The organism is Blastopirellula sp. J2-11, assembly GCF_024584705.1.
In the GTDB taxonomy this organism is placed as follows: domain Bacteria; phylum Planctomycetota; class Planctomycetia; order Pirellulales; family Pirellulaceae; genus Blastopirellula.
Map to the genome: position 1 here is coordinate 4,146,624 of NZ_CP097384.1, position 16,823 is coordinate 4,163,446.

7 protein-coding genes and 1 pseudogene are annotated in these 16,823 nt (G+C 55.1%); 3 read left to right on the forward strand and 5 right to left on the reverse strand.

Going from position 1 to position 16,823, the window contains the following annotated elements; genetic code table 11:
• Positions 1-371 precede the first annotated feature (371 nt).
• Entirely contained in the window at positions 372-1,778 is a 1,407-nt protein-coding gene (locus tag M4951_RS16400) for an IS4 family transposase (RefSeq protein ID WP_262022729.1), read from the forward strand.
• Positions 1,779-1,944: 166 nt separating this feature from the next.
• Here M4951_RS16400 and M4951_RS16405 read toward each other — a convergent pair.
• The 4 genes and pseudogenes from M4951_RS16405 to M4951_RS16420 all read right to left on the reverse strand — a co-directional run.
• Positions 1,945-2,223, reverse strand: a pseudogene (locus M4951_RS16405) (hypothetical protein); the annotation flags it as partial.
• A gap of 362 nt (positions 2,224-2,585) precedes the next feature.
• Positions 2,586-5,135 carry a hypothetical protein gene (locus M4951_RS16410; RefSeq protein WP_262022730.1) on the reverse strand — a complete coding sequence of 850 codons (2,550 nt, stop codon included), beginning with the start codon at positions 5,133-5,135 and terminating at the stop codon, positions 2,586-2,588.
• Positions 5,136-5,475: 340 nt separating this feature from the next.
• Positions 5,476-8,439 (reverse strand): hypothetical protein, encoded by a 2,964-nt coding sequence (locus tag M4951_RS16415; RefSeq protein WP_262022731.1) that lies wholly within the window; start codon positions 8,437-8,439, stop codon positions 5,476-5,478.
• A gap of 705 nt (positions 8,440-9,144) precedes the next feature.
• Positions 9,145-10,089, reverse strand: a complete 945-nt coding sequence (locus tag M4951_RS16420) for a M12 family metallopeptidase (RefSeq protein ID WP_262022732.1) — start codon at positions 10,087-10,089, stop codon at positions 9,145-9,147.
• A gap of 351 nt (positions 10,090-10,440) precedes the next feature.
• Between M4951_RS16420 and M4951_RS16425 the strand changes: the two genes are divergently transcribed.
• Both M4951_RS16425 and M4951_RS16430 read left to right on the forward strand, forming a co-directional pair.
• On the forward strand, positions 10,441-12,501 hold the full coding sequence (locus M4951_RS16425) for a C1 family peptidase (RefSeq protein ID WP_262022733.1): 2,061 nt from the start codon (positions 10,441-10,443) through the stop codon (positions 12,499-12,501).
• A 688-nt stretch (positions 12,502-13,189) separates the two neighbouring features.
• Positions 13,190-14,563 carry an IS4 family transposase gene (locus M4951_RS16430; protein ID WP_262022734.1) on the forward strand — a complete coding sequence of 458 codons (1,374 nt, stop codon included), beginning with the start codon at positions 13,190-13,192 and terminating at the stop codon, positions 14,561-14,563.
• Positions 14,564-15,216: 653 nt separating this feature from the next.
• Here M4951_RS16430 and M4951_RS16435 read toward each other — a convergent pair.
• Complete coding sequence (locus M4951_RS16435; protein WP_262022735.1) at positions 15,217-16,785, reverse strand: caspase domain-containing protein; 1,569 nt, start codon at positions 16,783-16,785, stop codon at positions 15,217-15,219.
• Positions 16,786-16,823: the final 38 nt, after the last annotated feature.

Below are 16,823 nucleotides of genomic sequence, written 5' to 3' on the forward strand. Positions count from 1 at the left end.
AGTTGGGGATTGCGGAAACGCCCTATTTTTCGTTGATTTTGGTGTATCCTGGCTCCAAGGATTTCCATGAAGTGCACGATTTCCTTGTCGTTTCGTGCATTTATTCGTGCACTCCGTTGTCGAGCCAATTGTACTGGACACATTGGTGCGGCACATCGATACGGAGGTTGTCACGAATCAGCTCGCGTTGCCCATTTCTGTCGCAATCACCCCATTGCCTGTTTCGCAGTCTCGACAGGCCCCTCAGGTCAGTTCGTCGAATGGCACGTAGTTCTCTCGTAACCTGCTCCTCTGAATCGACATAGATCAAAAAGGCCTCGCTTGCGTAGATGGAGTTGTCACACACCCATCTTTGGCAAGGAGGCCTCAGGATGTCATTTTCTAACGATGGACGATTTCGTCAGCAAGTGCGGTTTCTACAGCAGCAGTTTGCGCAAGACGGTGAGCTGCCATTCACGGATGTGCTGTCTGAGGCAACGATATCACATGCTTTGGAAGCATTGGAAATTGTTTGGCTGGATCGGATCTACACGCCGCTGGTGACTCTTTGGGTTTTTCTTGGCCAGGCATTGAGTCAGGACCATTCCTGTCGGGCGGCCGTGGCCCGCCTGATTGCTCATCGTGTTTCACGCGGCCAACGTCGCTGCTCAGCAGAGACGAGTGCTTACTGCCAAGCCAGGAAACGACTGCCAGAAGAATTCTTCGCAACGGTCGCTCGGAAGACAGGACAAGCGTTAGATGGCCATGCCGATCAAAGTTGGCTTTGGAAAAACCGCCGCGTCCTGGCCTACGATGGCTCTACCGTGTCGATGCCTGATACGGCCGACAATCAACAAGCCTATCCACAACCTCCTCAGCAGGCGGAAGGCCTTGGCTTTCCGCTGGCACGTATCGCGGTCTTCTTCTCACTCTCCTGTGGAGCCATAATTGACCTGGCCATCTGCAGCTATTCAGGTAAGGGGCACAGCGAATTAGGAATGCTTCGTAAGTTGTGGGAGGTGCTGCGTTCAGGCGATATTATGCTTGCAGATCGCTACATGTGTTCTTGGTATGAAATCTTTCAACTTCGGCAGCGCGGGATCCACACGGTGACTCGCCTCCATCATTGTCGCAAGGCAGACTTCCGACGAGGGAAACGTTTGGGCAAAGGAGACCATCTCGTCGAATGGCCGAGGCCGCATATTCGCACGATTGACAACCGGACCCGCAAGGGACTTCCCGATCAACTCACCATGCGCGAAACGCGGGTGCTGATTCAACAGCCGGGGTTCCGCAGCCGCAGCATCATCGTGGTTACAACGCTGCTGGATGCCGAAGAAGTGACCGCCAGCGATTTAGCGGATCTTTATCGTGCACGATGGAACGCCGAACTCGATCTGCGATCACTGAAGCAAACGCTGCAGATGGACATCTTGCGATGCAAGACGCCTGAGTTGGTCCGGAAGGAAATCTGGACACACATCCTCGCCTACAACCTCATTCGGACTGTCATGGCCCAGGCCGCTTCCAAACAGAAGATCAAGCCGCGCACGATAAGCTTCAAAGGCGCTGTGCAAACTCTGGAAGCCTTTCAACCGGTGATCGCTATGCAAGGCCAGCACGGCTTGCGCCGAGCAGACCTATACAACCAATTACTCGAAGCGCTCGCAACACATCGCGTGGCCGACCGCCCTGATCGCTTCGAGCCCAGGCAAAGAAAACGACGGCAGAAGAAGTACGACCGTATGATGAAGCCCAGGAATGAAGTCAAACGTGAAATCCTGAAACGACTTGGGTAGAACTACGTGCCATTCGAGAGTTCGACCTGTGCGGCTAGGCGATTTGCGTCACCTTCACTACAGAGACGGCATAGATGGCGCCGGAGTGGCCGCAATCCCTGCAGCTACTGCTGGTTGATTGATATACCGGTCGTGAGATAGTTCCAATACGGAGCTTTGGCGAGATCTACGAGCCCCTCATAGCGGCCCGGAGCTTCCGCTTTCGACGTTTGTTCTTCACTCCCACCTTCGCCAGTTTGATTTTCTTCAGCAGGCTGAATTTGATGTCGGCGTGGCCCTTTCGGCTGCGACTTTGGTCTTCGCCGAACGTTAAGTTGAGTTGCCAGTGAAGCGAATCTTCGATGCTACAGTGACCGAAGTCCGCTTCCGCGAAGCGTTTGCCGAAGAGATATTGGCTCACGATTTAGTACCGCACCTCGCTCGTCTCTTGCTCATGTCGTGAAACTTCGCCACCCACTCCTTCTTATCATCCGCCCAATCGGCGATCGCTACGAAATCGCCGCCCAATTTTCCTTGTTCTGGCACTATCAAGAAGCCGCATGCGTCTTCAGAGCCGAAAGCGAACTTCCGTTTTGCCGTATTGCTCGACTGCCTGGAAGCATTGCTTAACCAAGCGCCTTTCAGAATCTGATCCAGCATTTCGACTTCAGAGATTCGAACTTCCAAGCTGCCTAGCTGATCACCCCTCCGAAGCAGGTTCAGCTGACTCGACTTGCGATGAACAGAGGAAAACGCAGGCAATCCAGCAGATTATTTTCGAAGCTCCTCACGTCTGTCAGATCGTACGATAGACAACCGACATGAAAACTACCGCTGACTGTGTAAAATAATAGGACCGGACGACTCTCCGTCATTGAGTTCGAAGAACTGAATGACGACGTCCGAATTGCCATTACCAGGATCGTTGCCAGGAGTATTAGCGGCGGCTTGCGGCGCCTGTTGGCTGGCTCTGATCGCGATGGATGCCAGTTTGTCGTCGGCGTTGTCGATGCGATTTTGGATATCGACCGATCGGAGCCGCAAGCGGTGCGCTTCCGCCGCCAGGGCGTTCTGGATGGCTGACCGGGCATTGCCTCGACTCGTTCTAATCGCCGTGACTTCACGCTCTACTTCCGCCAGTTGGGCGGCGACCGCTTCCAGTTGCGCTTCGTCTTCCACCTCTTTGGCACGAATCTCGTCCACGTATAGGAGCAAGTCCCGTAGCCCGATGCTTTCGGCGGCAAGCTGGTCTCGTTTTTCACAAGCTCGGCAAGGAACTTTGACTAGGTCCGCCAAAAAACGCTCGATTTCCTCTTTCACGCTCTCCGCGACGCTTTTCGCTTCCTGTAGCAGCGGCGCTGTATCAATCTGGCCCGCTGGCGGGGTTTTTCCACAGCATTCGACAGCTTTGGGATTGCCTGCCTTCAATGCCGCGCAGACGCCATTAATCAGCGTACGAACCGCGTTGAGCTGCCCCACGTCTCGTCCCGTTAATCCGTCAGGAATATTCAGACGACTCGCCAGCCAATTTAATTGACCGGGATCGTTCCCCGGCGGTAAGTCGGCGTAGGGAAGCGACAGTCCGCCTTTCTTTTTCAGATCAACATGAAACGCATGCTTATCGCCGACAAAAGGAAGCAACTGAACCCGCTTGCCCACGGCGCGAAATTCCGCCGGATTCGCGACCAGTTCCAGATCCGAACTGGCGCCAGTTTCAATTTCAACCGGCGTGTCACAGAGGTCGATAGCGACGGCGTCGCTCAGTTCGTAGCGCACCGAGCGTCCTCCCTGACCTACCAGGTTGAACGTGTTGCGGACATCAATCCCGGTTACCTTGAACAAAATATCGCTGGCCCGCGTCGAGGCGACATTCAACGTGCTTTTCTTATCTTTATCGAAGGAGAAGGGGGTTTTCTCCCTACTGTAGTAGAGAAACTTCGTAGCGGAATCAAGCTTCTTGTCGAGGCGGCGGAAGACGACTTCGTCGGCCAGCAATGCTCGATTCGGATCGACAAGCTTGGCATGAAGCGGGGCTGGCGCCGCGTTCACATTTCCATCCTTGGCCGGGGCAGCGATATAGATGATATCGGTAAAACCAAGCTTCTGTTCCAACGTGCCGTCAGGAAATCGCAATGGAAACTGCTTTTGGCCGCCGCGCGACACGCTGACGTCTAACAGTTGGTAGATGGGATCTGACTTTTTAACGTCCGCATGAAAGATGCGAACCTCGACCGATTTCCAGTCAAGCGCGGACTTGTTGGCCAACGTGGCCTGACCAGAAAAGTAAACCTCCTCTTCGTATACATCTTGATTTTCGATTTGGCGAACCTCCCCATCCAACCTCAGGCGGCTGGGAGGGTCGATCGAGGTTTGATACTGGATCGCCAGCTTAAACCGGAAGTCCTCCAGCGCGGTGAGCACCAGGGTCGTCGCGCCAATCTCCAAATGGGTTTGTAGGTTGCGCACTTGCGTGATTACTTCCGCCGGTTCGCCGAGTACGCGGATCGTTTCGATGCGATCGACCGGAACCTCTCGCACCTCTTGTCCCGGCGCCTTATCACCAGCCGGTTTCGAGAGTTGCATTAGCTTCTGATCACTCGAAAAGCCGAGCACGCGTCCACGGAGTTGCTCGTTCGGCTCCTCCGACTTCGCGTCCCCTACCTCGCCGACTTTCAACTCTTCAGCGTCCGAAGAACGAATGGTTAGCGAAAATTTTGTCACAGCAGGACGAACCGAGACTATGACTTCCTTCCCCGCCAACATCTTCCGAAAGCCATTGATCTGAAATTGCGATCCTGAAAACAGGCCGGCAGCTTGGGCTTCGATCTGATTTCGCAAGTCATCGCTAACAACGGTGACGGAATAGTCGCGAAACAGCAGTTTCGGGGGCTCCTCTTGAGTCGTCACCCTAATCGACTTCAAGACGTCTGGCAGATCACTCTCGGCCACATTCAGTGGAATCAAGATCTGCTCTCCCTTCTCCCAGGGACCGCGCTCATGTCGAAACGCAACGAGGGTTTTCTCCGGCTTATCCTCCGGTTTGGCTCTCTCGGCAGCAGCACCGGCAGCGGGTTTTTCTTTTACTCCTCGCCTTAACTCCACGACCTTCAGTTCGGGAATCTTCGCCAGAACAGCTTCCTCGGCGGGCTTCCGCCCAGCTGGCCTCGGATTGATTGGGGGCGGTGGAGCGCCGCCCGGCTCTTTTTGCGGTGCGGCAAAGGGATCATCGGCAATCGGTTCGGCGTCGAATGGCGATGCCGCCGGCTGGGTCGGCGGCGACTCTTGCGCCCATCCAATGGATATCGAAGCAATCAGGCCCAACGGTACGATTACGCCCCACAGGAGCACGGCGTTTCCGCGATTCGCAAACCGAGTCATTCCACAAACCTCTATCGTTGCTGCCATCAATGCGTGGTCGACGACGCGAACCTAGCCCCGCCAAAGAGGCCACCTCCGCCGCGTATAAAATCACCCCAACAAAGGGGTTTTGCGTTCAATGGTAATACCCCGACTGAGGAGGTTCAACGAAAAACAAATGAATTTCTGGGGGAGATGACGCCGGCTGCGAGCATTTCTTTAGCAGGGGCGAACGCTCGGAAAAAAGAAGTTGCGTGTCGGCGCTGTTCGGCCCTAGGAATCCGGGCCCCAGCGCAAATGAAAGCGGCCTCCCGGAGGAGGCCGCTTCGCCAGAGAGACGTCTTATCGTTGCGCGGCAGCGCTAGTTCCCCATCGCCGCGGCGGCAGGCTTCGTATCCTCACGATCGACTTTCACACGAATCGTTAGCGGGTTCTGAATTTCCACCGCGGCTCGCAGTGGATTCGTGATCACAAACGCCCGCGCTCGGATCGAAATCGTCGAGTCATCGGCTAGGTTCGTTTCTTCGACAAGATACTTGATATAGGGGTTGATCTGCTGCTGCATACCACTTGGCGTTGGCGCATTGTCGCTACCAACCAGACTCTTCAGATCGGCTCCTTCGATATAGAATGTGTTGGAACGAGGATCGAATCCACTCACTTTCGAGGGCGTCGATCCAACCAAGACCCCGTCGTGATCAAGCTGAAACCGAATCTGCGGTTCGTCGGTCAATTGTAGCAATGCTGGCGAGTTGAGCGTGATGACGCCCGGTTCAATAAGACTGAAGTCTTCAATATCAACCGTATACTTGTCATTGTCCCCTTCCTTGGCCGTCGCCTTCATCGAAACCGCGACCGGTTCGGCGAACGCCAACGCTTGGTTGACTGACGCAGCGTTGGGGACCGCCACCGGCACATGCAGATGGCTGCTGACGCCATACGGAGTCGCCACGTGCAGGTCGACCGCCTCTTCAAAATTGGTCTGACTCCCCGGCTCCGACCGTACAAATTGAACGCCCGGAGGAATCGTTGCCTGCATCACTTGCCGGCTCAGCAGTTTAAAGGGAACCGGACGACCGCCGGCAGTCAATTGCGTTTCGTGCACGCTAAACCCATCACCCATCAAAAATAGAGTGGTTGGGCCGTTACGATTGACGCCCGGCTCGCCGTACCAACCGATCAGCTCGGGCGCCAAATCGGTGATGCCGGAGCTGAACAGCTCAAATCCGCCGGTCGTATTTTCATATGGGATCTGAGCTCTCATCGTTTGCAGCGGAAGCTCGCGTTCCAACTGGTCAACACGCCGCAGCAGCCGACTCACCTCTCCGTCGCGGTAGAGGTGGGCGCACTGGCCGCAGGTCATCGCCAACTGCTGCATCGACTTGATCGACCGACTCAGCTTCATCGTTTCATGCATGCTTGGGTCGGTTTGCTTGGGATGCGTCAGGTGATACCAGTTGCTGCGAACATCGAACGTCATGAAAGGGACGAACGACGGCATAACAACGATCGCCGTACATTCGCGCATGCCTGGCTCCAATTGCCGCTTCCGCAGATCGGCGTCCTCCGAGGGGCCGCCAAACAGCGTTTCGCCAAATGTCGCCAGGTTCCCGCGGAACGGCGGAGTTTGAAAGCGAGGATTGAAACGCCAGCCAAAGGTGTCGTTTCCATGCGAGAAACCGACGACCGTTCGGTTGAGATCAATCGTCGCCATGTCAGACTCCAAACGTCGCGTATAATTCATCAGCGTTTGGACGCCGATCTCACCGCCGGCGAACGCTAGGGCGATCGCGACTTGCAATTCTCGGCGGCGAGAGAACTCGTCGGTGATGTTTTGTTCTTGATTGGCCGGATCAAGTGCGAAGACGCGAATCGGCCAGCGGCAGCGGACATACTCATTGAAGGCGTAACGAGCCTGGTCATGAGGATTCGGTCCATAGAACGGGCCAACCGCCTCGGCACATTCCATGCAGCCCTTGGCGGAGCCGATCTCACGCATGTCCTGGGCGAGTTTTTCGTCCAACAGCGCCGATTCAACAATGACCGCCCAGGCCATCGCAGTAGTTACGTCCAAACAAGGATTGAAAAAGTCTATGTCGCAAGCGCATTTGGCGCCGTACGGAGAGCCTTCGCTGAGCACGCCGCCAGTCGAGGCGATTGCATTGTTAAAGTTGCAGCGGCGTTTCGAAATCCCCTGCACGTCGCGCTGCCGAATCGCCGTCGCGAGCCCCGGGGCGAACAGGTGCCACAGATCAGCTTTTTCCGCGGCGGACAGCATTTCGTAGGCCGCCTGGACCTCGCCGGTCAAATAGCCGCGAATGTCCATCTCGTGGATGATTCGGTTTTCGGCCGAGACGCCGCCCAGTCGGCGGCGAATATCGATCGCGACGTTTAGCAGATTGCCGCTACCGAAGACTTGCGCGATCTGCGACGGCGGCAACGGGAGACGAGCCCGACGTGACCTGCTTGAGGGAAGATATATATGGATCTGCTCTTGCAGATCGACGCCGTCGCCCAACTGCCGGCTTTCTATATTCGCTTTTTTCCAAAGCTGATCTCTCTTCTCAAGATCGTTCGTATTCGCCGCCTCTTGCCGCATTTTCAGAATGCTCTCTGAGCGTGCGATGATCGAAGGCTCATTGACGATCGACGCCAGCGCGGGGGAAAGTAGGTCGACCAAGTCGTTCGTGACGAGGCTTCGAAACGTCGTGGGAAGCAGGTCCTCTCCCAGGTAAGGTTCGGCGATCACGGTGATCTCGGCGCCATAGCCTTCGCGGGTGTGCCCGCCAGGAAGAATCGATACCGGAATACGGACCAGATTGAGCGAGTAGCCGGGTGAGTCGGCGATGTCGTCCCCTTCATTGATCCGGCGGAGTTCGTGCAGGTGATTCAGATAACGCGACATCTGATCGAGTTGCAGCGTCGGCTCGAGGGCCAGCGTATCGTTACCGAACTCGAATTGAGTGCCGCCAAATGGGGCGGTTCGACTAATCACCGACATTGCTTTTCCGTCTTCTCCCGTGCCGGTAACCACACTCGGATCAGAAATCAGATTTTGAACGGTGGTGGTGGTGCTCCCCGTTGCAGTGGTGGAACCACGGCCGAAAAGCCCCGGAGCACTCTGCTCTCCATTGACGGCGGCCTGCAGAGCGAACGCCATTCCTAGAAAGGCCTGGTCGCTGCGTCTTAGGGCGGCGTTCATGCGCACCTCGAACCCGCCCAGCTGGGTCTCCATGATCTGTTCGTATTCGGCGCGGTGCCGCATCAGTCGGCTCTCTCCCCAAATATCGGGATGCTTGGCGACGACTGACCCGTATTTATCCAAATGATGCTCGAGCCAATCGAGTTCGTTGGCCAGCTCTTCGATGCAGTTGTCCTGATTCGTCTGCGGTTTAGAACGATGTACCGCCTTCAGGGGCGCTCCGAGATATTGGATAAGCTGATGAAGATCCTCCCCCTTCGCCTGCCTTGCCTGGGGCGTAGGCGGAAGCGCTAGTATCAGTATCGTAAGTACAGTGATTGTAGATTTGAGGTTGGGGCGATCCATCGTTGTTTCCTGTGCGGTAAGTTGCGATCCATCTAACGAAACGGCAGTGCGTCAACAATTTGCGTGACGCCGCAAGAAAGAAACCGCATATTCAGAAAACTCTATCGGACCCTCCTTGGCGGTATATTTAGAAATATACGCGAGGGGAGCACCATTTGTATGGGAGACGCCAGCACTGCAACGCTTGCTGTTGGTCGTGCGCGCGGCAACAGTCGAGTGCCGATCAAGCGGCTGGGATGGTTGGCGCGCTGTCTCCCCACGGGCGCGCGACTTAACGCTAGCATCGGTAGATGCGGCCGATGCTTTCGCAAACGCACCAGTTCACTGAAAAGTAGAAACGCCGGCCAAACAAGAACCGCCGGCATTCTCGCCTCGGCGTCCCGGCATCTATCGTTCGCAGGACGCCAATCCTCTTCGACTCTTCAGAACGTCGTCTCCAATTAGTCGACTAGCTCGGCCGGCTATACGAGGCGCACCTGGGAACTACTTGAACTCGAAATCCCAATCGTCGTCGTCAACAGCGGAGAAACCAGCGCCGCTGCCGCCAAACGCGTTATCCGACTTGGGATAGATCTCGCCCATGAAACGATAGTCGGTTGAATTGATATCGTCTCCCCCCAGAATCGGCTCCCCATCCTTGGTAATCTCGCCAGGAAGCTGATAACACATGATCGAAGTCTGATCAGCTGGAGTTCGCATGAGCGACTTCTCATCAAGCGGCGTCAAGACTTGCTGATCGACCATGGCCTGGCTCCAACCTTGGGTTCGCAGGAAATAGGCGTAGGCTTTGTTCTTGTCGATCCGTTTCACGAGATCTTTCCGCATATGTTCGTGCGGACATCCGAGCGTGTGCCCCGTTTCATGGCGAACGACGCGCAAGTATTCGCTTTCCGGTGTGTTCATCGTGAAACCTTGTAGATTCATCGTCTGACGGTTCTGAGGTATCAGCAGCACGTCAGTTCCCAAATAGGACCAATATCCGCCGCCTCCGCGGGAGATGCGAACTTCGCCGGTACCGTTCGTTTCAGCGAAACTAATTCCGCTGGTTTGGTTCCACGCGTTCATATGTTGCAAGATTCGGCGACGTAGCTGCGTCGAGGTCGTCTCCATAAAACTGACCGACAATTGCCGAGGCTGCGATCCCCAAAACTTCGAGGTCAGCACCGCAATTCGCGCCGGAGTCAAGTCAAAGCTCGCCCCCAACGCGGCCATCGGCCCCATCTGCGGAGCGTTCATCGGATTCACCTCCACCGCGACGTCGGCCGATTTCTCAAGCAGACGAGGGGGGAGCGATTTGGGCGTGCAAACCGGAAATCTCTCGAACGAAACGGAACCATCATCGTCATCATCCTGGCCGCCCCCCTGCTCTGCTTTATTGGCGAGCTCGGCAATCTTGCGAAGCAACTCATACAATTCAGTTTTTTTCATCTTCTTCAATCCTAACTGGCGTCAACGAACGAGGGTCCGCAATTCAGAGACGGAGCGCCCAACTACGAGATCTTATTAAGCGCCTATGCGCACATAAAAGCATCAGACCTTCTAGTCCAACCGAAATCAACAACTTCTCGTGCGAGCATCGTTCGAATCCCTTAACTTCACACCTCCCTAACGCGACTCCCACACCAACTACGCTTCCAGCGCCTCAGTTTGCTTTACACACAAACCAATTTCTCTCATACGTTATCCTTGCACATGTCAGCCCTATCGAATTCACTATAAGACGAAATAGCGTCTTAAACTTGCGACCGCCACCCGACTTTACCACGGAGATTCGTCACCATGGCCAAGCGAAAAGAGATCAAGAAATCGCCGAAGACGACTCGCTCCACCGCCGACGAACGACGTCCTCCGGAAGACGAACCGACGTCGCATTTGATCAATCGCAAATTCGATGCGGTGCCTGATCGGATCGATATCCGCGACTGGATTTACCAGCCCCATTTGCAACCGCTGCCCGATCAAGTGATAAGTTGCAATGACGTCCCGATGATTCTCGATCAAGGCGTCGAGGGAGCTTGCACGGGATTTGCGCTCGCCGCCGTGATTAACTTTCACCTCAAGCGTCGTAACCTGAAACGTTTCGTCAGTCCGCGAATGCTTTATGAGATCGCCCGACGTTACGACGAATGGCCTGGCGAAGACTATGAGGGTTCATCGGCGCGTGGCGCGGTCAAAGGTTGGATCGCACATGGCGTATGCGAAGAGCATGACTGGCAATACCAGGCTGCCGGCATTCAGCATTTCACCAAAGACATCGCCCAAAAAAGCCTGGCCAACCCTGGCGGCTCCTATTATCGCGTCTCCCATCGCGAGGTGCGAGACATGCATGCCGCGATCGTCGAGAACGGCTGCCTATACATGACGCTCATGGTTCACCAGGGCTGGCAGGAACCGGTTGGCTCTGACGATCCGAAATACGACATCGTCTACGTTGAAAACGGCAATCTGCGGAAACGCCGATTTCCGGTGATTCATCGTCGCGGCCGCGCTACTGGCGGACACGCCGTCGCCATCGTCGGCTACACGCACGACGGATTCATTATTCAAAATTCGTGGGGTACCGATTGGGGGCACGAAGGTTTCGCCCTGCTGCCGTACGAAGACTACTTGCTGCACGCGACCGACGTCTGGGTGGTTCAGTTGGGCGTTCCAGTACGCCTGAATCTGTGGGAGCAAGCTCAGGGCGCCGACGTTTCCTCCGGGCTTCACCGCGCGGCGGCGGCGATTCCGCTAGAGGCGATCCGTCCTTACGTCATCAATCTTGGAAACAACGGCGAACTCTCTTCGACCGGACGCTATTGGACCACTTCGGAAGATATCGATCGACTCATCACCAAAGAGATTCCCGAACAGACGAAAGACTGGGACAAGATTCGGATCCTCCTCTATCTGCACGGAGGCCTGAACAGCGCTGACTATAGCGCTCGCCGCGTCATATCCTACAAGAACAAGATGCTGGCCAATCAAATCTATCCCTTGAATATCATGTGGGAGACCGGCTTTCAGGAGACCCTGCTGCATGCTTTTGAAGATTTATTCGTCGACGCCGACGATCGGGCTACAGGGCCTGCCGCCTGGATAAAGCGGTTTCGCGAAGGACTATTGGAAGCCAAAGACCGTTCGATCGAGATGACCGTCGCACTTCCGGGAACGGCGTTGTGGGACGAAATGAAGGAAAACGCGAAACTCGCATCAAGACACCCCAAGGCGAAGGGGGGAATGCAGATCCTTTCCAAGCGGGTGGCGGACCTTCTCAAGAGTCTCGGCGATAAGGTAGATTCGTCGCCCGAACTCCACGTAATCGGTCATAGTGCAGGCGCCATATTCGCCGCTTATGCCCTTGACGAAATGGCCAAGTCAGGCGTTCCACTGAAGTCGATACAGCTGTTCGCACCGGCGATTACCGTCGAAGAATTCAAGAAGTTAGTCGTTCCCCATATCGAAAACAAAGACTGTCCGTTACCGACGCTCTACCTGCTCAGCGACGCCGGCGAGCGGGACGACACGGTGGGGCCCTACGGAAAATCGCTGCTCTACCTGGTAAGCAACGCATTCGAAGGAAAACGTGAGACGCCGCTACTGGGGATGCAACGGTTTGTGCAGCCGACCGAAGATGCTACCGAATATGTCGACCCTATGATGAACGTGCTCTTCTCTAAGAAGGTCGATGAACTCTGCAGTGTGGTTATCAGCGGCGCCGACGGCAAGCCAGGCGAGCGATCGCAGAGCAACTCACACGGCGGCTTCGACGACGATCCCGCCACGCTCAACTCGGCCCTGTATCGCATTCTGCGAACGGAGCCGAAACACAAATTCGAGGTTCGTGACCTTCAGTTTTGACGAAGGCCGGTCGAGCAGCAAGTTTGCGGCGAGTCGCGTCTTGTGTCTGGCGGGATTTTCCGGCCACCGATGCTGGGCTACCAACTCTTGGATTGCTTGTGGTAGAAGCGTTCCCGCTGCCGCGGCATGAATCGCCGCCGCGAAGCGGAGAAGCAAGAGGGACCACGAAGCGTAAATACAATTCTCCAGAGTCAGACTGAGAATCGAATGTGCACACTATCAGATGGGGCCCTGAAAATATGTCACCAATATGTCTCCATTCCGGGCGCCACCTCACATGGACAATTGGCTGCCCAAAAATAGCCTAGTTTTTTCATTCTCATCTTTCATCGGTTCAGCAAATTCTCTGCGTCCCGAATGGAGCCGGGAATTGCTGCAACTCTTTGTTTCTCGAGACTTTTTGCGATTTTCGACTCCAAGATTTCCATGACTTGGACGATTTCTGTGGCGTTTCGTGCATTAATTCGTGCACGGATATTTCCCTGGACACTTTTGCCAAAGTTGCATCTGGCTCGAATGGCACGAGCTTAAAGCCTCCGCCCCAGGATGCGGTAACCGTCGAAAGGTGCTGTCGCAAGATCTTGCGACAGCAGGTGCTCGTCACTGCAACTTAGCGAGATGATTTGAAAAGACGGCGGAGCTTCGCTGAATTGGTGGTGTAACAATCGCCGTTTCAGGAGGCCCCGCCGTGTCTGATCAGTTTAACGCTTCGCCGCAGGAAGTTCAAAGCAAGTTCCGTAACGTTTCGATCTTCGTCAGCGAGTTGCTGCTGCCCAACGGCGTTGTCACCGCGATCTGTCAAGAGATCGGCTTCTCGTTTCGGCAGCGCATCTATTCGCCGATGGTCGTCGTGTGGATGTTCGTCATGCAGACGCTGTCAGCCGATCATAGTTGTCAGCAAGTCGTCACTCGTCTCAACGCCTGGCGAATGGCGCAGGGGCTGCCGCGCTGCAGCGGCGACACCACTTCCTATTGCCAAGCGCGGCGCCGCTTGCCGATTGCATTGTTTCAACGACTGCTCGCTTGGACGGCGCGAAAGTGCGATGAAGCTGGCGTCGGCGATTGGCGGTTCCAGGGACGCGAAGTGGTCATCGTCGACGGCACGACCGTCACGATGGCTGACACCCGCGCGAATCAAACCGCCTATCCGCAAATGAAAAGCCAGAAGCCTGGCTGCGGCTTCCCCTTGACGCGGATCGTGCATCTCTTTTCGTTAGCGACCGGCGCGGCGACGATGTTTGCGATGGGACGTTACGCCGGCAAGGAGACAGGCGAGACGTCACTGTTGCGAACGCTCTTGTCGCAGTTTCACTCGGGAGAAATCGTGCTCGCCGATCGTTACTACGCCAGCTTCTGGCTGCTCGCTTTATCGGAACTGCGCGGGATCGATATCGTGGCTCGCGCGCACCATCTTCGCAAAATCGACTTTCGCCGAGGCTTGCGCCAAGGGGACTGCGATCAGGTCGTGAGCTATTCGAAGCCGCAGCGGCCGACGTGGATGACGCAGCGGGAATATGAAAGCTACCCGTCGTCGATTCTCGTACGTCACTTGCGATATCAAGTCACGCAGCGCGGATTTCGGACGCGTCAAATCACGTTGGCGACGACGCTGCTACAGGCTGACGTTTATCGAGCGGAAGACTTGGCCGATTTGTATCGTCGCCGCTGGCAAGCGGAGTTGCATATCCGGAGCTTGAAAACGCAAATGCAAATGGACCACCTCCGCTGCAAAAGTCCGGCGATGGTTGTGAAGGAACTTCACTGCCACATGATCGGCTACAATCTGGTGCGGGCCGCGATGCTGGCGACGGCGTTGAAATTTCGCCTGCCTCCGTGGCGGCTCAGCTTTACCGGAGCGATGCAAGCGATCGAAGAGTTCGCCGCCGCACTCCGCTGGAACACGAAGCAACAAGAGTCCCAGTGGGAAAACCTCTTGCAAACGATCCGCCAACTGGAAGTCGGCGCTCGCCCTGACCGGAATGAACCACGAGAACTTAAACGGCGGCCGAAAGCGTATAAACTAATGCAAACGCCTCGAAATCGTTACGCAACAGCGGCTTAGAGTTAAGCTCGTGCCATTCGCATCTGGCTCTTTTTGTTTGTGGCAGGAAGTGACTCCTCGACCGTGGGTTCGAATCCCTTTTCGCCCATCTTTTTTTTACACTTATCTTGCAGTTTCGCCGCCTTCGAACCTTCCGTTAATCTCGCTGGTCCAGCTTTACTGTACCCATTCTGTATCAAGTCGAAAAAACGCAAATGTCATCTCGTCACCTCTGAACGGCCATTCTCAAACGAACCAAGAGGACAAGAAAATTTATCTGGCTTAACACCGAAGAGACTTGGAGTTAGCACTTATCGTCGAGATATGCTAACTGTGACCGATGCAAGTTGACGGCTGAAGCGAAATTATCTCTGGCCGTTCGTTCAATGTCGCTCATTCGAAAATTTGAACGCGCTTTGATACCGCATCACGAAGCATAGGTCCGGCCCATGCAGGCCCGAGCTGCGATCGCAGCGGCAACGCGTTACGACCTTCCACGAGCATGGCTTGGCTAAGCGACTACGCGAATCAATTGGCAGATACAACCGCTTTAAGGCGTCACCTTTAATATTGCAAAATTGGCGAGGGACGTGCGATAATGGCCGTTGGTCCGACCACCGTCGCGTTTTGGGGAAGATTCAAGTCTTCGCGAATGACCTTACTTACTTCGTCGATTAACGCCATCGTACTGAGTCGGAGACGCTTGTCGTTACGCAGCCGTGACCGGCGTAAGCAATAGCCAATAGCAAAAGAAAATGCTCCGTAGGCCACTCCGCCATGAAAGTATTCGTACGCTTGCTCATCCATCCTGCAGTCCTGTAAAATGACAGGCATATAGGGACCTTTGTGGCCACGATCATTGCGACGTTGGCGGAACTGCGTGTCGGAAGTCGACGTACTGGAAGAGCACGCCCCATGCGAAGCGTCGCTCCATCTTCTCCCGCAAACGATTCCATTCGATTGGAATCGAGCGTTAGGTCGCCCATTAGCGGCTTCAGTTCTCGCCGCATCCACAACTGTCGTTCAGTATCCCATCGCATCGCACGATGGCGGATATCTTCCGGCGGATCGATCCCACGAATCGGGGCACCCGCGCGTGCCTGGCCACCGGCATGGCAACAGTCCAAAATCATCGTTACTTGGACGGCATAGGGAAGATTGACGTACATTTCGTAGATTTGCTCGTCCGTAACGGCCGAAGATATCGATCCGTTAAAGTCGTACGGAACAAGGCATTCATAGATCCGGTCGACTACAGTCTGAGCATTGTAACCAGGCAAGGCGGTACCATGCCCACTGAAATGAAACACAAGGCGATCGCCGTCCTGAACATCATGAAACAGCCACTCCAGACGTTCGCGAATACCAGCCGCCGTGGCGCGATCGTTCACGAGTAGCCGAATGTGATCCGGTGAAAACCCGTTCTCCTGCAGAACGCTGCTCATGAGAAATACATCGTTGATGGGACCTTGCAAGCAATGCCGAGGATTGGGGTATTCGTTGATCCCAACCAAAAGTGCTCTCGTTGTGGGTTCCCGTCGCGTCTGTTTTTCTTCCGCCACTAATGTAATGAATTCTGCTTGGTCACGATCCAAGAGCATAGGCCATACACGTTCCACAGTTTGCGGGTGCGCAAGATATTCCGCAGGATTGTGGTCTCCCCACGAAAGCCATTGGCCAAACGGCGTATCGATCTCGACAAAGGAAGAATCGAATAGACGTATTCGATGGGTAAATACATCATCCCAGCGATTGTAGAGGTGATACCATTTCACATCCGTGATCGGTTCGATTCGCCCAGCCATGAAGTTGCCTACAACGAACGGATTGCCGATTTGGGAGCCAAACGAAACGAATGCAGCATTCCGAAATTTTGGGCGATCGATCGGGTGCGTCAGAACATCGTAACCTACGAGTGATCCAAGACTATGCCCCAAGATGACATCTGGCCGCCACCGGTTGATTTCCTTATGAACGGCTTCCCGGAGCTCTTCTCGCAATGCGTTGTTTGCAACCCACTGAACTACCATTCCTGCGGTCAAACGGGCTTTTTGATTCAGGCCGTCGAATAACCCTTCGGCGGAAGTGCTCTTTTGCCATAGCTGGGTAGCGCCGCTGGCGGCCAGCATCGAAATCGCCCGCAGCGTATCCGTGTAGCTGATCGGATAACGTTCAAAAATATGATCGTATTCAAGAAAATTGAAGCTAAATTGGAAGTCGAGGCCACGGCAAGCACGACGCATCGCATTCTTCCAGTCCTCTTGCCAAACTCCGCCAGAGG